Origin of the sequence: Amycolatopsis sp. NPDC051061 (assembly GCF_040682935.1) — a bacterium.
Taxonomy (GTDB): domain Bacteria; phylum Actinomycetota; class Actinomycetes; order Mycobacteriales; family Pseudonocardiaceae; genus Amycolatopsis.
This window is the reverse complement of the sequence record NZ_JBFBBZ010000030.1, coordinates 24,212-41,767: the sequence shown is the minus strand read 5'-3', so window position 1 is coordinate 41,767 and position 17,556 is coordinate 24,212. Positions and strand designations below refer to the sequence as shown.

General features: G+C 72.5%; 18 protein-coding genes. 12 read left to right on the top strand and 6 right to left on the bottom strand.

Annotation, left to right across the window (positions count from 1 at the left end; translation table 11 throughout):
- Window positions 1–86: 86 nt before the first annotated feature.
- The gene (locus AB0N03_RS33705) at window positions 87–1,019 is read right to left on the bottom strand and encodes a WYL domain-containing protein (protein WP_364380227.1); all 933 of its coding nucleotides are present in this window, start codon (window positions 1,017–1,019) and stop codon (window positions 87–89) included.
- A gap of 84 nt (window positions 1,020–1,103) precedes the next feature.
- On the opposite strand from AB0N03_RS33705, the gene AB0N03_RS33700 reads away from it, so the two are divergent.
- Entirely contained in the window at window positions 1,104–1,496 is a 393-nt protein-coding gene (locus AB0N03_RS33700) for a VOC family protein (RefSeq protein ID WP_364380224.1), read from the top strand.
- Here the strand turns inward: AB0N03_RS33700 and AB0N03_RS33695 are convergent.
- On the bottom strand, window positions 1,450–1,890 hold the full coding sequence (locus AB0N03_RS33695) for a hypothetical protein (protein ID WP_364380221.1): 441 nt from the start codon (window positions 1,888–1,890) through the stop codon (window positions 1,450–1,452). The genes AB0N03_RS33700 and AB0N03_RS33695 overlap by 47 nt on opposite strands.
- An 86-nt stretch (window positions 1,891–1,976) precedes the next feature.
- Here AB0N03_RS33695 and AB0N03_RS33690 point away from each other — a divergent pair, with 86 nt between their 5' ends.
- The 5 genes from AB0N03_RS33690 to AB0N03_RS33670 are packed head-to-tail and all read left to right on the top strand — an operon-like array spanning window position 1,977 to window position 7,060.
- Window positions 1,977–2,825, top strand: coding sequence for a helix-turn-helix transcriptional regulator (locus AB0N03_RS33690; protein ID WP_364380218.1), 849 nt, complete (start codon window positions 1,977–1,979; stop codon window positions 2,823–2,825).
- Window positions 2,818–3,006 carry a DUF397 domain-containing protein gene (locus AB0N03_RS33685; protein ID WP_364380215.1) on the top strand — a complete coding sequence of 63 codons (189 nt, stop codon included), beginning with the start codon at window positions 2,818–2,820 and terminating at the stop codon, window positions 3,004–3,006. Before AB0N03_RS33690 ends, AB0N03_RS33685 begins: the two co-directional genes overlap by 8 nt.
- 49 nt (window positions 3,007–3,055) lie before the next feature.
- Window positions 3,056–3,805, top strand: coding sequence for a 3-hydroxybutyrate dehydrogenase (locus AB0N03_RS33680; RefSeq protein WP_364380212.1), 750 nt, complete (start codon window positions 3,056–3,058; stop codon window positions 3,803–3,805).
- A gap of 41 nt (window positions 3,806–3,846) precedes the next feature.
- Window positions 3,847–5,181 (top strand): MFS transporter, encoded by a 1,335-nt coding sequence (locus tag AB0N03_RS33675; RefSeq protein ID WP_364380209.1) that lies wholly within the window; start codon window positions 3,847–3,849, stop codon window positions 5,179–5,181.
- A 1-nt stretch (window position 5,182) separates the two neighbouring features.
- Window positions 5,183–7,060, top strand: a complete 1,878-nt coding sequence (locus AB0N03_RS33670; protein ID WP_364380206.1) for a GAF domain-containing protein — start codon at window positions 5,183–5,185, stop codon at window positions 7,058–7,060.
- 46 nt (window positions 7,061–7,106) lie between these two features.
- Here AB0N03_RS33670 and AB0N03_RS33665 read toward each other — a convergent pair whose 3' ends face one another.
- On the bottom strand, window positions 7,107–8,000 hold the full coding sequence (locus tag AB0N03_RS33665; protein ID WP_364380203.1) for an NADP-dependent oxidoreductase: 894 nt from the start codon (window positions 7,998–8,000) through the stop codon (window positions 7,107–7,109).
- A 78-nt stretch (window positions 8,001–8,078) separates the two neighbouring features.
- On the opposite strand from AB0N03_RS33665, the gene AB0N03_RS33660 reads away from it, so the two are divergent.
- The 3 genes from AB0N03_RS33660 to AB0N03_RS33650 all read left to right on the top strand — a co-directional run bounded on the left by AB0N03_RS33660 (window position 8,079) and on the right by AB0N03_RS33650 (window position 10,964).
- On the top strand, window positions 8,079–8,615 hold the full coding sequence (locus tag AB0N03_RS33660; RefSeq protein WP_364380200.1) for a helix-turn-helix domain-containing protein: 537 nt from the start codon (window positions 8,079–8,081) through the stop codon (window positions 8,613–8,615).
- A 73-nt stretch (window positions 8,616–8,688) separates the two neighbouring features.
- The gene (locus tag AB0N03_RS33655; protein ID WP_364380197.1) at window positions 8,689–8,871 is read left to right on the top strand and encodes a hypothetical protein; all 183 of its coding nucleotides are present in this window, start codon (window positions 8,689–8,691) and stop codon (window positions 8,869–8,871) included.
- Window positions 8,868–10,964, top strand: coding sequence for a TOMM precursor leader peptide-binding protein (locus AB0N03_RS33650; protein ID WP_364380195.1), 2,097 nt, complete (start codon window positions 8,868–8,870; stop codon window positions 10,962–10,964). The genes AB0N03_RS33655 and AB0N03_RS33650 overlap by 4 nt, the downstream gene beginning before the upstream one ends.
- A gap of 18 nt (window positions 10,965–10,982) precedes the next feature.
- Here AB0N03_RS33650 and AB0N03_RS33645 read toward each other — a convergent pair whose 3' ends face one another.
- Window positions 10,983–12,182, bottom strand: a complete 1,200-nt coding sequence (locus AB0N03_RS33645; protein ID WP_364380192.1) for a PHB depolymerase family esterase — start codon at window positions 12,180–12,182, stop codon at window positions 10,983–10,985.
- 187 nt (window positions 12,183–12,369) lie between these two features.
- On the opposite strand from AB0N03_RS33645, the gene AB0N03_RS33640 reads away from it, so the two are divergent.
- From AB0N03_RS33640 to AB0N03_RS33630, 3 genes are all read left to right on the top strand, one after another.
- A complete protein-coding gene (locus tag AB0N03_RS33640; protein WP_364380410.1) occupies window positions 12,370–13,698 on the top strand; it encodes a tannase/feruloyl esterase family alpha/beta hydrolase in 1,329 nt (442 codons plus the stop codon).
- 530 nt (window positions 13,699–14,228) lie between these two features.
- Window positions 14,229–14,702 (top strand): hypothetical protein, encoded by a 474-nt coding sequence (locus AB0N03_RS33635; protein ID WP_364380189.1) that lies wholly within the window; start codon window positions 14,229–14,231, stop codon window positions 14,700–14,702.
- 69 nt (window positions 14,703–14,771) lie between these two features.
- Window positions 14,772–15,344 (top strand): dihydrofolate reductase family protein, encoded by a 573-nt coding sequence (locus AB0N03_RS33630; RefSeq protein ID WP_364380186.1) that lies wholly within the window; start codon window positions 14,772–14,774, stop codon window positions 15,342–15,344.
- Here the strand turns inward: AB0N03_RS33630 and AB0N03_RS33625 are convergent.
- Together AB0N03_RS33625 and AB0N03_RS33620 are read right to left on the bottom strand one after the other, a co-directional pair.
- Window positions 15,319–16,314 (bottom strand): hypothetical protein, encoded by a 996-nt coding sequence (locus AB0N03_RS33625; RefSeq protein WP_364380183.1) that lies wholly within the window; start codon window positions 16,312–16,314, stop codon window positions 15,319–15,321. The genes AB0N03_RS33630 and AB0N03_RS33625 overlap by 26 nt on opposite strands.
- Entirely contained in the window at window positions 16,311–17,555 is a 1,245-nt protein-coding gene (locus AB0N03_RS33620) for an MFS transporter (RefSeq protein ID WP_364380180.1), read from the bottom strand. Before AB0N03_RS33620 ends, AB0N03_RS33625 begins: the two co-directional genes overlap by 4 nt.
- Window position 17,556: the final 1 nt, after the last annotated feature.

Genomic DNA, 17,556 nt, shown 5'->3' with positions numbered 1-17,556 from the left:
CCGGCCACGGGGCGTGTGCGCGGGCCGCCGGCGATGACGTGGATGACTCATTCCTGACGCCGGACGCCATGAATGAGTCATTCACGTCATTTCGGGGCATAGCGGGCAATCAGCTCGGATCCCAGGCGGGCCAGCTCGGCCTTCACGGAGTCCGGCGACTCCACCTCGACGAGCGCGCCCCAGCCCGCCAGCTCCTGCGCGATCATGATCGGCGCCGGGGCGGCGACGCGGGCCCGGACCCGGTCGTCCGGCAGGTCCGCGACCAGTTCGCAGTGCCGGCCGAACCGGTCGCGCAGCACGCCGAAGTAGCGGCGGTCGAGCACCACGTCCGCGGTGAGCAGCGACCGGCGCCGTTCGATCTCTTCGACGACCTCCTCCCACACCTTCGCCAGTTCGAGGTCCGCCGGACGGTCCGCGGCGTCCTCGGTCGCGGTCGCCTCGGCGATCCGGTCCACCCGGAACGTCCGGCGGCCTTTCGCCGTCCCCGCGACCAGGTACCAGACGTCGTCCTTGTCGACCAGGCCCCACGGATCGACCAGCCGCTCGCTCCCGGTGTAGGTGAAGCGGACGCGCCGGCGCGCGATGACGGCGTCCCGCAGCAGCGACACGATCGGCGGCCGGTCCTTCACGCGCTCGCCCCAGCCCGCCTGGTCGACGAGGACGGCGTCGGCGGCCGCCGACGCGTCCGCGCGGAACGTGCCCGGCAGCGCGCCCATCAGCTTCCGCAGGGCCGATTTGACCTCCGGGGCCGCCGCCGCGGCCGGGCCGGCCAGGAGGAACAGTGCCTGCGCCTCGCGCGAGCTCAGGCCGGACAGGTCGGTGCGCGCGCCCCCGACCAGCCGCCAGCCACCGCCGCGGCCCGGCTGCGGGTAGACCGGCACTCCCGCGGTCGAGAGAGCTTCGAGGTCACGGCGGGCCGTCGCGACGGAGATCTCCAGCTCGGCCGCCAGTTCGGCGGCCGTGACGCGGCCGCGCGTCTGCATCAGCAGGAGGGTGGCCACGAGACGGTCGGCGCGCATGGGAGAAGTCTCGCAAACAAAGTGCTCATTCGGTGCACACTTTCACCCCGCATGATGGCTCCACACCACTTGAGAGGAACACCCATGCTGCGAGGAATGGCCACCGTCTCCTACTTCGCCGACGACCACGCGGCCGCGCAGGCCTGGTACACCGAGTTCCTCGGGATCGAGCCGTACTTCCAGCGGCCCGGGTACGCCGAGTTCCGGATCGGCGACTACCAGCACGAGCTCGGCCTGATCGACCGCAAGTACGTCCCGGCGAGCATGGGCGGCGCGAGCGGCGAGATCGTCTACTGGCACGTCGACGACCTCGAGGCGACCGTCGCGCGCCTGCACGAGCTGGGCGCGAAGGAGCACGAGCCGAGCACCGAGCGGGGGCCCGGGTTCGTGACGGCGTCGGTCGTCGACCCGTTCGGCAACGTCCTCGGCGTCATGACGAACGTGCACTACCTGGCGGTGCTGAAGGAACGCTCGTGAGACGGTAGGCCTCCTTGACGCACTTGTCGCACCGCTCGTGCCGGACGGTCTTTTCGGCCGGATCGGTGCCGTAGAACGGGAAGCAGCCCGCGCCGCAGCTCGCGAAGTAGATGAGGCCGAGCCGGACCTCGCCGCGGCCGACGTAGTGCGCGAGACGGCGGCGCGGATCCGGTCCGCACTCGGGGATCCAGCCGTGGGCGGGCAGGCGGGCGGCGGCGATCTCGTCGAGCGCGCCGGCCCGGCCGATCAGGTCGGCGCCGAGGCAGGCGAGACGTTCGCCGAGGTCGCGCAGGCCGTCCGCGCGCAGGGGCGGGCCGGCGAGCCAGGAGACGTCGCCGGGCAGGGTTTCGGTCAGGTCGCGCAGACGGGTCAGCAGGGCGTGGTCCGGGTCCATGACCTGCAGGAAACCTGACGCGGATTTGTGACACCAGCCGACGTGGAGCGGTCGGGACTGTCGGACCCCGGTGACAGAATGCGGTCATGGCGACACCCTTCGCGACACCCCGGGCGAGAGCGCTCGGCTTCGGGCTGCGTGCCTGCCGGACGGACCGGGACCTCGGCGTGCGCGAACTGGCGAGGTTGATCGGAGTGCTTCCGCAGGAGCTTTCCAATTGGGAGTACGGGAAGCGGATTCCCAAGGTGGAGCAGGTGGCTCTGCTGTTGGGGGTGCTGGTGGTCGAGCCGAGGGAACGGGCGCGGCTGCTGGACCTGGCCAAGAACGCGGCTGAAGTGAGCTGGCTCGAGAAGGTGATGCCCGGTCGTAAGGACTACACGTATGTCCAGTACGAGCGCGAGGCGAGCGAGATGTTCGGCTGGGAACCGGTGCTCGTTCCCGGGCTGTTCCAGACGCCCGCCTACACGCGGATCGTGCTGGCGGGCCTCGGTCTACCGGCCGAGCAGGTCGAGCGGCAGGCCTCGGCGCGGCAGGCTCGGCGGCACCTGCTCACCGGGCCTTACCCGGTCCCGTACGGGGCGGTTCTCGGCGAAGCGGTGTTGCGTCCCGGATTCATCGAACCGTCGCTCATGGCCGACCAGTTGCGGCTCCTGCTGGACTTGTCGCGGCGGCGGAACATCTCGCTGCGGATTCTTCGCGGTAGCGCGAGGTGCCATCCGGGCCTTTGCGGGGCGTTCGCGATCCTCGACTTCGAGCGGCTGCCGTCGATCGTCTTCCTGGAGCAGTTCCGGGCGAGTGCTTACCTCTACGCTGCAGATCAGGTCGCCGACTACCGCGCGGCCGCCAAGACCTTGGCGGCGCTGGCCCTGAGCGAGCAGGAAAGCTGCGCGTTCATCGGGGAGGTGATCGCCGAACTCGGAGGCACGGATGGGTGAGTGGCGGACGTCCCGCTATTCAGGCAAGGACAACTGCGTCGAAGTGGCGCTCGGACCTGCGGCAAAAATCCGCGACACCAAGGACCGCCCCGGCGGCACCCTCGAAATCTCCACCCGATCGTGGGATGCCTTCCTGATCGTCCTATGTCGCTCGACCCCACAAGATCTTCGCGAGCTGTAGCTGCCTCGCACATAGCCCGCGACCGGGGTCACGCTTACCGTTCCCGTCCATGACCAGCGATCTGGACGGGCGCACCGCCCTCGTCACCGGCGGGGCCGGCGGTATCGGCCTGGCCTGCGTCCGCGCCCTCGCGGCGGCCGGGGCCAAGGTGCACGTCGTCGACATCGACGCCGAACACACCGAAACCGTCGCCGGCGAGGTCGGGGGCTGGGCGCACGTCGCCGACCTGACCGACCCCGGCACCATCGGCGCCCTCCCGACCGAGGTCGACATCCTGGTCAACAACGCCGGGATCCAGCACGTCGCGCCGATCCAGGACTTCCCGCCCGACGCGTTCACCCGCATCCAGGCGCTGATGGTCACCGCTCCCTTCCTGCTGATCCGGCACACGCTTCCGTCGATGTACGCGCGGGGCTTCGGCCGGATCGTCAACATGTCGAGCGTCCACGGGCTGCGCGCCTCCGCCTTCAAAGCCGCGTACGTCGCCGCCAAGCACGGGCTCGAAGGCCTCTCCAAGGTCGCCGCCCTCGAAGGGGCCGAACACGGCGTCACCAGCAACTGCGTGAACCCCGGGTACGTCCGCACTCCGCTCGTCGACGGGCAGATCGAGGCGCAGGCCGCCGAGCACGACATCCCGCGCGAGGACGTCGTCGCCGAGGTCCTCCTCCGGCGCGCCGCCATCAAGAAGCTCATCGAAGCCGACGACGTCGCTTCCCTGGTGACGTGGCTGTGCTCGCCGCACGCCGGCCACGTCACCGGGGCGTCCATCCCGCTCGACGGCGGCTGGACAGCTGCCTGAACCACTCAGACCCGCTCAACCACAAGGAAGTGGAGCCCGCAGTGAGTCAACCGAACCGGTCGGCGATCGCCAAGATCGTCGGCGCGAGCCTGATCGGCACCACCATCGAGTGGTACGACTTCTTCCTCTACACCTCCGCCGCCGCGCTGGTGTTCAACAAGCTGTTCTTCCCGACGGCGAACCCGCTGACCGGCACGCTGCTGGCGTTCCTGACCTACGCCGTCGGGTTCCTCGCCCGCCCGATCGGCGGCCTGGTCTTCGGTCACTACGGCGACCGGCTCGGCCGCAAGAAGCTCCTGGTCGTCAGCCTGGTGCTGATGGGCGGCTCGACCTGCCTGATGGGCGTGCTGCCGACGTACGCGAGCGCGGGTGTCGCGGCTCCTATCCTCCTGACGCTGCTTCGCCTCGTGCAGGGCTTCGCGCTCGGTGGCGAGTGGGGCGGGGCCGTCCTGATCGTCTCCGAACACGGCGACGACCGCCGTCGCGGGTTCTGGGCGAGCTGGCCGCAGTGCGGCGCGCCCGGCGGCAACCTCCTTGCCACCGCCGTCCTGGCGATCCTCTCGGCGACGCAGTCCGACGCGACGTTCATGGCCTGGGGCTGGCGCGTCCCGTTCCTGCTCTCGGGCGTGCTGCTGCTGATCGGGCTGTGGATCCGGCTGGCCGTCGCCGAATCGCCGGTGTTCCTGGCCGCCCAGAAGCAGGCCAGGAACACCGACCAGCAGGTCCCGGTCGTCGAGGTCTTCCGCGACAGCCGGCGCCAGGTGCTGATCACGATCGGCGCCCGGATGGCCGAGAACGTCTCGTACTACGTGATCACCGCGTTCATCCTCGTGTACGTCACGACCGGGCTGCACCTGCCGAAGGGCGTCGGCCTGAGCGCGGTGCTGATCGGCTCGGCCGTGCACTTCGTGACGATCCCGCTGTGGGGCGCGCTGTCCGACCGCGTCGGGCGCCGTCCGGTGTACCTGTTCGGCGCGATCGGGATGGCGTTGTGGAGCTTCGCGTTCTTCGCGCTGCTCGACACGAAGTCGTCGGCGGTGATCGTGCTGGCCGCGACCGTCGGGCTGGTGCTGCACGGCGCGATGTACGGCCCGCAGGCCGCGTTCTTCGCCGAGCAGTTCCCGACGCGGGTGCGCTACACCGGGCTTTCGGTCGGCGGCCAGCTGTCGTCGATCGCCGCGGGGGCCGTCGCGCCGCTGATCGCCGTCGCGCTGTTCTCCGCCTGGGGGAGCACCGTCCCGGTGTCGCTGTACGTCGCGGCGATGTGCCTGATCACGGTGATCGCCCTGCTCGCGGCCCGCGAGACCCGTGGGGAGTCGCTGCGTGACGTTGGTGTCGATGCCGTCGAGGCGGAGACGACGGCCGTCTCGCCCTAGCATGACGGCCGTGACCGTACCGCCCGAGAACGCCACCGCCGTGCGCCGGCTGCTCGACCTGCTCGCCTCCGGGGCCAGCAGCGAGCAGCTGGCGCACGTCGTCGTGGCCGCGCGCGCCGAAGGGGCCCTCGGTGCGGCCGACCTGACCGCCCTGGCCAGCGCGGGCGAGCTGGCTCTGCGGATCCGCGAGACGCTCGCCGAGCACCGGCGGCGGGAGGCCCAGCTCGGCGCGCTGTTCGACACCGCGAGCGAGCTCGCCGGACTGTCCGATCCGGACACCGTGCTGCGTTCGATCGTCCGGCGGGCGCGGGCGCTGCTCAACGTCGACGTCTCGTACCTGTCGCTGAACAACGAGGCCGAGAACAAGACCTACGTCCGGGTCAGCGACGGGTCGGTGTCGGCGGAGTTCCAGCAGATCGTGCTCGGCATGGGGGAGGGCCTCGGCGGGCTGGTGGCGCAGACCGCCCGGCCGTACGCGACGGCCGACTACTTCCACGACGACCGGTTCAAGCACACCCACCACATCGACTCCGGCGTCCAGGACGAGGGCCTGACCGCGATCCTCGGCGTCCCCCTGGCCATCGGCCCGAAGGTGCTCGGCGTCCTCTTCGCGTCGGATCGCGGCGCGCGGGAGTTCTCCGCGGACGAGGTGGCGCTGCTGTCGTCGCTCGCCGACCACGCGGCGATCGCGCTCGACAGCGCGAACCTGCTCGACCAGACCCGCCGCGCCGTCGCGGAGCTCAACGAGGCCAACGCGACGATCCGCGCGCACACCGAGGCGATGGAACGCGCCCAGGACGCGCACGACCGGCTGACCGACCTGGTGCTGCGCGGCGGCGACCTGCCGGACGTCGCGGCGGCCGTCGCCGGGGTGCTGCACGGCAGCCTCACGGTGTACGACGCCGACCGCACGCTGCTGGCCAGCTCGGCGGAACCGGCCGCGCTCGACCCGGACGCGCTCGCCGCGGCCCGCGCCGCCGGGCGGGCTGTGTCCACAAAGGACACGTGGGTGTGCGCGGTGCAGGCCGGTCCCGAGGCACTGGGCAGCCTGGTGCTGGCCGGCCGCGCCGGGCTCACGGATCCGGACCGGCGGCTGTTCGAGCGCGCGGGCGTCGTGACGGCGCTGTTGCTGATGTTGCGGCGGTCGGTGGTGCGGGCCGAGGACGAGGTCCGCGGCGAGCTGCTGACGGATTTGCTGACCTCGCCCGACCGCAACCCGCGGGCGCTGCTGGCCCGCGGCCGCCGGCTGGGGATCGACCTGTCGGCGCCGCACGCGGTGCTGGTGGCGCACGCGGACGGCGGTTCGCGGCGGCGGTTGGCGAGCGCGGCCGCCCGGCACGCGACGCTGGTGGGGGTGCACGCGGAGGAGGTTGTGCTGCTGGGAGCAGGCGATCCGGACGAGCTGGCTCACCGCGTGGCAGCCGACCTCGGAGCGGCAACGGGCCGCCCGGTGACGGTGGGCGCGGCGGGTCCGGCGAGCGGACCGTCCTCGATCGCGGCGGCGCACGGGGAAGCGGCGCGGTGTGTGCGGGCGCTGCTGGCGTTGGGCCGGACGGGCGAAGGCGCGGCGATGGCGGGGCTGGGGTTTCTGGGGCAGTTGCTGGGGGATCACGCGGATTTGGACGGGTTCGTGCGGCAGACGTTGGGCCCGGTGCTGGACTACGACGCGCGCCGGGGGACGGAGCTGGTGGCGACGTTGCGGGCGTACTTCGCGAACGGTTCGCAGCTGGCGCGGACGAAGGATGTGTTGCACGTCCATGTGAACACCGTGGTGCAGCGGCTGGAGCGGGTGGCGTCGCTGCTGGGGGAGGACTGGCAGGCGCCGGACCGGGCGCTGGAGATCCAGTTGGCGCTGCGGGTGCACCGGCTGGGCGGCTGAGATCGCGACCACGCCCCCTCGGCGCCGGCATCCGCGCCGACGATGACTACCCGCCGACGCTCACGACCAGCTTCCCCCGCCGCGGCCCGCGTTCGGCGGCGGCGTGCGCGGCGGCCGCGTCGGTGAACACCTCCTCGACCGGCACCCGGAACCGGCCCTCTTCGAAGAGCCCGGCCGCGAGCGCGAGGCCGTGCCGCCCGTCCGGCTCGCCGCCCAACGCACCGACCGACACGCGAACGCCCTGCGACGGGCCGCTGAAGTCGGCCAGCGTGACCACCGACGACGGCGTCCCGGTCAGCGCGACCAGCTCCGGCAGCGAGCCCTTGCCCGCGACGTCGAGCGCCGCGTCGACCCGGCCGGACACCCGAGACGACAGACCGGGACCGTACGGAACCGGCGTGGCACCCAGGCTTTCGACGAACTCCAGGTCGCCGGCCGTCCCGATCACCCGTGCGCCCCGCGCGAGCGCCAGGCCCACCACGAGACTGCCGACCCCGCCGGACGCGCCGTCGACCAGCAGCGTCATCCCGTCCCGGACGTCCAGGAGGTCGAGCGCGCGGGTGGCCGTCTCGATCCCGGTGCCCGCCGCGCCGGCCTGCTCCCACGGCATCGACGGCGGCTTGAGCGCCCAGAACGCCAGCACCGCGAACTCGGCGGTCGCCCCGCCGAGCCGGGCGACGTCGACCGCGCCGAACACCTCGTCGCCGACCGAAACGCCAGGGCCCGCTTCGTCCACGACGCCCGCGGCGTCCACCCCCGGGATGTGCGGCAAGGCGATGGGCGAGCGCGACTTCCCGGCGCGGATCGCCAGGTCCACCGGCGAGACGCCGGCCGCCCGCACGCGGATCCGCACCTGGCCGGGGCCGGCGTGCGGCTCGTCGACCGACCCGACCGACAGGACCTCGGGCGGGCCGAACCGCTCGAACCGGGTTGCGAACACGATCACTCCTCCACATCGGGCACCCTGACCGCGCCTACGCTAGGAGTGATCACCGGCGACGAGCGGGAAGTGAGAGCCGTGCGGGACGAACTGACGCGGAAACGCCGGGCGGACGCCGAGGACAACCGCCGCCGCCTCGTCGCGGTCGCGCACACGGCCTTCGCGCGCCACGGCCCGGACCTGCCGGTGCGGGAGATCGCGCGGCGCGCGGGCCTGGCGCCCGCGACCGTCCACCGGCACTTCCCGTCCCGCGCCGACCTCCTCGCGGCCGTGCTCGCCGGCCAGGTGGACCGGTGCGAGGAGCAGCTGCGGGGCGCGCTGGCCGACCCGGACTGCCGCCGCGCGCTCACCCGCACGTTCCACCGCTTCGGCGAATGGCGGGTCCGGGAATCCGGGCTGATGGGTGTCCTCGAAGGACCGGAGTTCGCCGACCGGCGCGAGGCGCACGCCGAGGCGTTCGCGCGGCTGGTCGAGCGGGCCCGCGCCGGAGGCGTCCTGCGGCCCCGGGTGTCGCTCGAGGACGTCCGGCTCGCGCTGACGGCGACGACGTCGGCACGGACGGACACGGAAACTCGGCGGCTGACCGCGGTGCTGCTGACCGGGCTGCTGACCTGAGTCCCCCGACCGGCCCTTATGGACTCCTCGCCGTCCCGCGAAGATGGCCGTGGGGACGGACGAAGGAGTACTTGTGAACGAGTTCGAAAGCGCGCTGACGGCGGCGTTCGGGACCGGGCCGGCCGGCGTGCCCGGGCTGACGGTCGTCCCCCTCGACGGCCGCGCGACGGCCGGGACCCAGCTGCTGTCCGTGGGGGACGGATCGGTCAGCCCCTGCCTGACCGACGGCCCGGAGCGGGGCGCGGCCACCGGGTGACCGACCCGGTCGGGTTCAAGCGGCACCTGAGCACGGCGGTGGTGCCCGGCGACGCGGTGTACGTGCTCTCCGAAGACGGCGCCACGGCGCTGAGCGGGCCGCACGTCGAGGCGCTGGTCCCGTTGCTCGACGGCACCCGGGACTTCGCCGCGCTACGCCGTGACCTGCCTGAACACGTCCCCGCCGACGAAGCCGCCGGGGTGCTGACCCGGCTGGCCGAAGAGGGGATGATCGGCGTACGGGCGCCCGGCGCCGACCCGGCGGCAGCGGCCTACTGGGACGCGGTGGGCGTCGAGCCCGCGTCCGGCACGGTCGCGCTCGTGGGCGCGGATCCCGCGGCCTTCCGCGCGGCCGGGCTGACGGTCGTCGATCGCGACGCCGACCTGACTGTGGTGCTGTGCGGCGATTATCTCGATCCAAGACTGTCCGAAGTGGACTTCGAGCAGCGCGCGGCCGGACGTCCGTGGCTGCCGGCCAAAACCGTCGGCGCGCGGGTGTGGCTCGGCCCGTTCTTCACCCCCGGCGACGGCCCCTGCTGGCACTGCCTGGCCACGCGGCTGTGGGGCAACCGGGCGGCGGAGGCCCACGTACGGGACGCGCTGGGCTTGCCCGGCCCGGTTCCGCGTCCCGACGTCACGCTCCCGTCGCTGTCCGCCGTCGCGCTCGACCTCGTGGCCCTGGAGGCGGTCAAGTGGCTGGCCGGGCAGCGGTACCCCGGCCAGCGTGCGCTCTGGACGTTCGACAGCCGGGACCTGAGCGGAGAGCGGCACGAGGTGCGCGTCCGGCCGCAGTGCGCGTCCTGCGGGAACCCGGATCTGGTGCGCGAGCGGACCCGCCGTCCCGTGGTCCTCGGCGAGCACCGCGCAGTGCCACCGGAGCAGGTGCTCGAGACGTATCGCCACCTGGTCAGCCCGCTGACCGGCGTCGTCAAGAAGCTGCGGCACGATCCGCACGGGCCGGCGTTCTTCAACTCGGTCCGCTCCGGGCCGAACGTCGCGCGGGGCCGCCGAGGCGTGGCGCAGCTCGGCGCGGCGATGCGCGCGGAGAACGGCGGCAAGGGCGCCACGCCGCTGGAAGCCGAGGTCAGCGCGTTGTGCGAAGGCCTCGAACGCCACAGCGGCCAGTACGACGGCGACGAGGAAGGGGTGCGCGGCAGCTTCCGTTCGCTGGGCGACCAGGCGGTGCACCCGGACACCTGCCAGCTGTTCCACGAGCGTCAGTACGCCGACCGAGCGCGCACGAACGCGAACCACGGGCCGTTCCAGTTCGTCTGCGAGCCCTTCGACGACGACGCCGTGCTCGACTGGACGCCGGTCTGGTCGCTCACCCACGGCGAGCACCGGCTGTTCCCGACCGGTCTGCTGTACTTCGGCGCGCCCGGGCCGGCGTCCGTCGTCGCCGACTCCAACGGCAACGCGGCGGGCAGTTCCCTGGAAGACGCGGTGCTGCGGGGGATGCTGGAGGTCGTGGAACGCGACGCCGTCGCGCTCTGGTGGTACAACCGCACCCGGCAGCCGGGAGTTGCCCTCGCCGGCGACCCGTGGACCGACGAGCTGCGCGAGGTCCACGCGGGGCTGGGGCGCGAGGTGTGGGCACTCGACGTGACGGCCGACCTCGGCGTGCCGGTGGTGGTCGCGCTGTCCCGGCGCACCGACGGACCTGAAGAGATCATGCTGGGTTTCGGTGCCCACCTCGACCCGGCCGTCGCGCTGCGGCGGGCGCTGACCGAGCTGAACCAGATGATGCCCGCGGTGCTCGACGGCCGGCTCGGCGGCGACCCGGACGCGGTGCGCTGGCTGCGGGACGCGTCGGTGGCCGAACACCTCTACCTGCTCCCGGACCCGGCGCCACCCGAGGCCGGCTCGCCGGTCGATGTCCGTGCGGAACTCGAGCGTGCCGGGCTGGAGGTGTTCGTGCTCGACCAGACGCGTCCCGACATCGGCCTGCCCGTGGTCAAGGTGCTCGTGCCGGGGATGCGGGGGCTCTGGGCGCGGTTCGCCCCCGGGCGGCTCTACGACGTGCCCGTGCGGCTCGGCCGGCTGACCGAGCCGCACGGGTACGACGACCTCAATCCGCTGCCGATGTTCCTGTGAGTCAGCACTGCCCTTCGGCTAGCACTGCCCGTCGGCGAGGACCCAGTAGCCCGAGGACGTCTCGCGCAGGGCGTGCGTGGTGAACGTGTTCCACAGGCCCATGGCCTGGTTGGAGCCGTTCGCGTACACCTGGCCGGCGCTCTGGTGCGCGCGTCCCGCCTGCGTGTGGGCGTAGTTGCTGGCGTTCACGCAGGTGCCCGCGGGCTGGGTGGTGGTGGTCGTCGGCGGTGCCGTCGTGGTGGTCGGCGTCGTCCCGGATCCCTTGTCCAGACCCCAGAACACGCCGGTGTAGTAGCTGGAGCAGATGCCGGCGAGGAAGTACGCGCCGGTGCTGCCGCACTGCGTCGAGCCGGTGCCCGGGTCGACCGCGGTGCCGTGGCCCATGCCGGCGATCGAGTACAGCTGGACCTTGTCGGCGTAGTTCGTCAACGTCGTGCCGCCGGGCAGGGACTGCGTGCTCGTCGGCGTCTGGGAGACGCCGTGCACCGCGGTCCACTGGTCGCGCAGTTCGGTGCCGTTGACCGGGTAGACCGTGTAGTCGCCGGTGCCCTGCCAGATCGCGACGCGCGGCCACGGCCCGCTGTAGCCGGGATACTGCGCCTTGACCTTGGCCGCCCACTGCGCCGGCGTCAGGTTCTGGTTGTTCTGCTGGCAGCTCGTCGCCTGCGTGACGCTGGTGGCGCACTGCGCGGGCAGCCCCGCGTCGATGCCGCCGCCGGCGAAGACGTCCGGGTAGGCGGCGAGCAGGTCCGCCGTCATGCCGCCGCCCGCGGACAGGCCGGTGACGAACACGCGGGCGCGGTCCGAGCCGTGGTCGCCGACCGCCTTGTCCACCATGGACTTGACGGACGCGGCCTCGCCGTTGCCCCGGGTGTCGTCGGCGGTGGAGAACCAGTTGAAGCACTTCAGCGAGTTGTTCGCGGTCGACTGCTGCGGGAACACGACCTCGAAGCGCCACTTGTCGGCCAGCTGAGGCCAGCCGGAGTGGGCGTAGTAGTCCGAGGCGCTCTGCGTGCAGCCGTGCAGGGCCACGACCACCGGGCGCCCGGACTCGAGCCCGGCCGGCGTGTAGGTGTACATCGCGAGGGCGCCCGGGTTGGCGCCGAAGTTCGCGACCTGGACCAGGGACGACGGCGGCGGGTCGGCGGAGGCCACCCCGACGGTGGTGAGCACGGCGGCGGTGATCGCGGCGAGTCCGGCGAAGGCGAGCTTGCGCATGAGGGAGTCCTTCTCGTCGTTGAGAGGGTTTCCAGCGACGCTAAATCGGCCCGCTGGTTCGGACCATGTGGCCGTCCACCACATCCTCGCGGCGATTCATGGTGACCGGCGGGGTGGCTCTCGCCGGGTGCACGCGCTTGGGTTCTGTCCATCGACCCGGAGGTGGACCGTGCGCAGATGGCTGGTTGTGGTTCTGGCGGGGGCGCTCGCGGCGGCGCTGCCCGCCTCGGCGTCGGCTTCGGCCGGGCGCTGCCGGGTGGACGTGCCCGGCGCTCAACGGCAGGTCGCCGTGTGCCTGGCCGACCTGACGACGACCGGCACGCTCGCGTCCGGGCACACCGTCGAGGCCGACTGGGCCGGGCTGACGTCGGCCGGGCTGCCGACGTACGGCCGGGTGCCCGGCGTCCAGGTCGACGGGTACTTCCCGGACACGTCGACGGCGAACACCAACAACGGCTGGAACCACGACTCGCAGTTCGTGCTGCGCCTGCCGGTGCACTGGAACGGCGGCCTGGTCGTGTCCGGTTCGCCGGGCGTGCGGCGGCAGTACGCGAACGACCGGGCGATCGGCGACCAGGCCCTGGCCGAGGGCTACGCCTTCGCCGCGACCGACAAGGGCAACACCGGCGCCGCGTTCTACGACGACGGCGTCCGGCCGGGCGACGCGCTGGCCGAGTGGAACACGCGCGTCACGCAGCTGACGCTGGCCGCTCGTTCGGCGGTCTCTTCGCACTACCGCCGTCCGGTCACGCGGACGCTGGCCGCCGGGCTGTCCAACGGCGGGTACCTCGTGCGGTGGCAGCTGGAGAACCGGCCGTGGCTCTACGACGGGGGCGTCGACTGGGAGGGGACGCTGTGGCGGGCCGATGGACCGAACTTGCTGACGTTCCTGCCGCCGGCTCTTCGCGCGTACCCGGCTTACGCGGCGGGGTCGTCGTCGGCGCACCAGTCCATTTTGGACGCCGGGTTCGCGCCGGGGTCGGAGTTCCTGTGGGACTACCACTACCGCGTCTACTGGGACCTGACCCAGCGGATCTACCGGGAGGAGGTGGACCCGTCGTTCGACGGTTCCCTTTCGGCCGGGACGCCTTTCTGCGCCTCGGGAACGCCGTCGTGTGACGCGGACTACGCGTACTCTTCGCGGCCCGCCTCGGTGGCGCGGGCGGTGGAGCGGATCTCGCTGACCGGGCGGATCGGCAAGCCGTTGCTCACACTGCACGGGACGCTGGACACGCTGCTGCCGATCACGCGGGACTCCGACGTGTACGAGCGCGTGATCGCCGCCGCGGGGCGCGGGTCGCTGCACCGGTACTACCGGGTGGTCGACGGCAACCACGTCGACGGGCTGGTCGATCAGTTCCCGGACCGGCTGCGGCCGCTGGGCCCGTGCTTCCGGACGGCGTTCGACGCGCTGGGCGAGTGGCTGCGCGGAGTGCGTCCGCCGGCTTCCGGGACGATCGCCCGTCCGGCCGGCGCGACCCCGGCCGACCTGGCCCGGAGCTGCTCGCTGGGCTGAGTCTCCAGCGCCCCAATGTGGCCTTGGTTGCGTTGAACGCACCCAAGGGGCCCTTCGGTGCGTTGAACGCACCGAAGGCCACATTGGGGCGTTCTCCTTCACCGCGCTCTGGGTGCCCTCACGGGCCGACCGGGGCGGGGTTTTAGCGGAGGCGAAGGTCGCGAATGACTCATTCGAGACCTCCGGCGCCGCGAATGAGTCATTCGCGACACTCGCCGCAGCCCACTCGGCCACCGGCGCCCCAAGCCGCGGCCGCTACCGAACGCTACGACCGCGCTGATCGCATTCGGCGAGTTGCCGCGGCGGCGTACAGGAGGCGTACAAAAAACAAAGTGAACCGGACGCCCGCGGCGCCCGTACTACTGGGTGAGGGGCCTGTTCCGGCTACCCGAAAACCGGTTCCGACCTGCGGTTTCACCGCCCGGACGGGCCACCCCGTTCGGCCGCTTGCGGGAGCGTTGCCCGTCGTTCATGATGGGGCTCCGGGGTCCGCGAAACATTCGTTCACGTCGAATATCCAGGTGTCGGCCATGCTTCGGAAGAACCGCAAGTCCGGAAGTGAACGCCATGCTGCTACCCGTCGCCGGGGCCTCGTGATGGCCGCGGCCCTGTCCGGTTTCGCCATCATCGCCGGCCTGCTGCTCCCGGTGCTCGCCGCGGCGGCCTGGGCCATCTCCCTCGAACGCCGTCCGCGCGGTGCGACCGGCTCGGGGGAGCCCGACCCCGAGCCGGACTGGACGGTGGCCGGCATCCAGGCCCGCCTCCGCTACGAGCAGTCGACGCGACGGCTGGCCGAAGCGCGCACGATCGCGTTGCCGACGCTCCCGATCCCGGAGCAGACGGGCCGCGACTCGTCCCCGGACGGGCTGCCGTGGCGGGTCCCGCGCATGATCCCGCCGCCGCGTCCGCCCTCGGGCCGGGTGCCGGTCTCGCGGTTCGCGTTCGCGCCCCCGGACTCCCTCCTGATGCGCCGCATCCTGGACGGCCTGCGCGACCTGGACTGACCCGCTGTCGATCCGCGGTCCCGCCGTTCGTACAGGAGGTGAAAAGCCACCTGGACGGAAGGACCCCCGATGCGTTCGATCAGCGTCACCATGAGCGTCACCCTCGACGGCGTCGTGCAGGGCCTCGGCCGGCCCGATGAGGACACCCGCGGCGGCTTCGCCCACGGCGGCTGGGGCAACGGCTACTCCGACGAGGTCATGGCCCGGGAGATGAGCCGCGCCGGCGACATGCTCTTCGGGCGGCGGACCTGGGAAGACTTCGTCGGCGCGTGGGCCGGGCGCGACGACGGCAACCCCTTCAGCACGCACATGAACGCCGCCACCAAGTACGTCGCCTCGACCACCCTCGAGGACGCCGATGCCTGGCAGAACTCCGTGCTGCTCGCCGGCGACGCCGAGAAGACCGTCGCCGAGCTGAAGGCGCAGCCCGGGAACGACCTGTCCGTCATCGGCAGCGCCTCGCTCGTGCACACCCTGCACGCCGCCGGCCTGGTCGACCGCTACACGCTGCTGATCCACCCCTTGACCCTCGGCGCGGGCCGGCGCCTGTTCGAGGGACCGGCCCCGCTCACCGAGTTCACGCTCACCAGCAGCGTCCCGACCACGAAGGGCGTGATCATCGCCCGGTACGAGCGTCGCTGAGCGCCGCGGGGGACTCCGCCTCCGGGATCAGCAGCCGGGGCGCGCCCGAGCCATCGGCCGGGACCGACCAGACGTCCGAGTGGCCGGGCCCGCGGGGCACGCCGTAGCCGATCGTGTGGTCGTCGAGCCACGCGGACTGGTCGTCGACGCTGCGGGTCTCGGCCAGCGGCGTCACCTCCGCCGTCGTCAAGTCCACAACGGACAGCCGCCACCCGCGAGCCGGATCACCGTCCACAGCGGACTTGAACGCCACGCGCGTCCCGTCCGGGGAAAGGGAAGGGCACTCGACGTTCTCGCGCAGCGTGCGGATCGTGTGCGCGGCGAAGTCGCCCGCGACGAGGTAGCGGTGCCCGGCCGTCGACATCGTCGCGTAGAAGTGACGGTCGTCCTGGGTGAACGTGACGCCCCAGAAGTTGAGGTCCGCGGCCTGGTACGGCTTCCCGTCGAGCGTCACCGCGTAGTCCTCGAGGGTCCCGGCCAGGTCGCCGGTCGCCGTGTCGAGGATGCCCGCGCGGGTGGAGAACATGCCGCCGTTGTACGAGTCGCCGGTGACGAAGACCGTCCACGCGAGCATCCGGCCGCTCGCCGACACCCGCGCCCGGTTCGGCAGCCCGACCAGCGGGATCTCCCGGCTCACCGCGAGGCCCGCGTCGAGCACCGCCAGCTGGTAGGTGGTCAGGTCGCCGTCCTGGCGCAGGCAGAGCCCGGTGCCGCCGGCGGCGTACACCCGGCTGCAGGACAGCGGCGACACGGTCCGGGGGCCGCCGGGGTCGGTGGCGGACACCGTGGCGACGTGCCCGCGGTCGGCGTCGGCGGTGCTGCGGAACAGCACCCGCGGGCCGGGGGAAAGGCTCACGACGCCGGTCGCGGCGACGTCGTGGCTGCGCGCGCCGGCGAACCCGACGTACGCCACTGCCGCGCCGGCGAACACGAGCACACCGGTGATCGCGATCAGGATCCGCGTCTTCACGACGCCGCCTTCCGGGGTGACAGGACCACGAACGTCACGGCGATCGCGACCACCGCCGCACCCGCGGCGACGCCGATCGCGAGCCCGGCGCCCCAGAACTGCCAGGCCAGTCCGAAGAGGACGGACGAGGCGAAGTACGCAAGCGCTTGCGCCGTCTGCACCAGCGAAATCCCCGTGGTGCGCAGGGACTCCGGCAGCAGCGGGCCGGCCAGGGCCATCAGGACGCCGTCGGTCGCCGCGTAGAACGCGCCGTACAACGCCAGGGCCAGGACGAACAGCGGCCAGCCGGACACCGGCCCGGCCAGCAGCAGGTAGACGAGCGCGAGCGCGCCGTAGCCGCCCAGCACGACCGGCAGCCGGCCGACGCGGTCGGCCAGCACGCCCAGCGGCGCGGCCAGCAGCAGGTAGCTCAGGTTGGTGCCGACCGCGAGCAGCGGGAACCAGCCGGTCGCGATGTCCTCCTTGTGCTGCAGCAGCAGGTAGACGAACCCGTCGCCGACCGTGGCCAGCCCGAGCACGCACGCCGCCACGAGCAGCCGCCGCACGCCGCTGCCGCGCAGCAGGGCCGCCGCGGCGCGGGGCGACACCGGGTTCGCCGCGGCTTTCGGCGTCCGGTGGTCGCGGACGAACAGCACGAGCAGGAGCACGCCGATCGCGGCGACGCAGAAGCTGACGACGAACACCGCGTCGAACGCCTCGGGGTTCGTCGCGCCGACCGCGGCCAGTACGGCGAGCGCGACCAGCGGGCCGGCGAACGCGCCCATGCTGTCCATCGCCCGGTGCACCCCGAAAGCGCGGCCGAGCAGCGGCTCCGGCGTCGACAGGGTGATCAGCGCGTCGCGCGGCGCCGTCCGCAGGCCCTTGCCCGTGCGGTCGAGCGTGATCACGGCGCCGATCGCGGTGGCCGACGCCCCGGCCGCGAGCAGGCCGAGCTTCGCCACCGCGGACAGCGCGTAGCCCGCGCCGGCCACGACCTTGCGGCGGCGGACCCGGTCGGCGACGTACCCGCCGACGATCCGCAGCAACGCCGTCGCGCCGGTGTAGAGGCCGTCGAACACGCCGTACGCGGCCGGGCTGAGGTGCAGGCCGAGCACGAGGTAGACGGGCAGGACCGCGGTGACCATCTCCGACGAGACGTCGGTGACCAGGCTGACCGCGCCGAGCGCGAAGACGTTCGCGCCGACCGCCGAGAGCTTGCCTTTCGCGGCGTGCTCCCGGCGGCCGATGGTGGAGAGGTACACG

Excerpts from the sequence above, each read along its gene's own strand:
- AB0N03_RS33630 (WP_364380186.1), top strand. The coding sequence starts at position 14,772 with ATGCGTTCGATCAGCGTCACCATGAGCGTCACCCTCGACGGCGTCGTG.
- AB0N03_RS33700 (WP_364380224.1), top strand. The coding sequence starts at position 1,104 with ATGCTGCGAGGAATGGCCACCGTCTCCTACTTCGCCGACGACCACGCG.
- AB0N03_RS33645 (WP_364380192.1), bottom strand. The coding sequence starts at position 12,182 with ATGCGCAAGCTCGCCTTCGCCGGACTCGCCGCGATCACCGCCGCCGTG.
- AB0N03_RS33680 (WP_364380212.1), top strand. The coding sequence starts at position 3,056 with ATGACCAGCGATCTGGACGGGCGCACCGCCCTCGTCACCGGCGGGGCC.
- AB0N03_RS33695 (WP_364380221.1), bottom strand. The coding sequence starts at position 1,890 with ATGGACCCGGACCACGCCCTGCTGACCCGTCTGCGCGACCTGACCGAA.
- AB0N03_RS33670 (WP_364380206.1), top strand. The coding sequence starts at position 5,183 with ATGACGGCCGTGACCGTACCGCCCGAGAACGCCACCGCCGTGCGCCGG.
- AB0N03_RS33705 (WP_364380227.1), bottom strand. The coding sequence starts at position 1,019 with ATGCGCGCCGACCGTCTCGTGGCCACCCTCCTGCTGATGCAGACGCGC.
- AB0N03_RS33635 (WP_364380189.1), top strand. The coding sequence starts at position 14,229 with ATGCTTCGGAAGAACCGCAAGTCCGGAAGTGAACGCCATGCTGCTACC.
- AB0N03_RS33685 (WP_364380215.1), top strand. The coding sequence starts at position 2,818 with ATGGGTGAGTGGCGGACGTCCCGCTATTCAGGCAAGGACAACTGCGTC.
- AB0N03_RS33690 (WP_364380218.1), top strand. The coding sequence starts at position 1,977 with ATGGCGACACCCTTCGCGACACCCCGGGCGAGAGCGCTCGGCTTCGGG.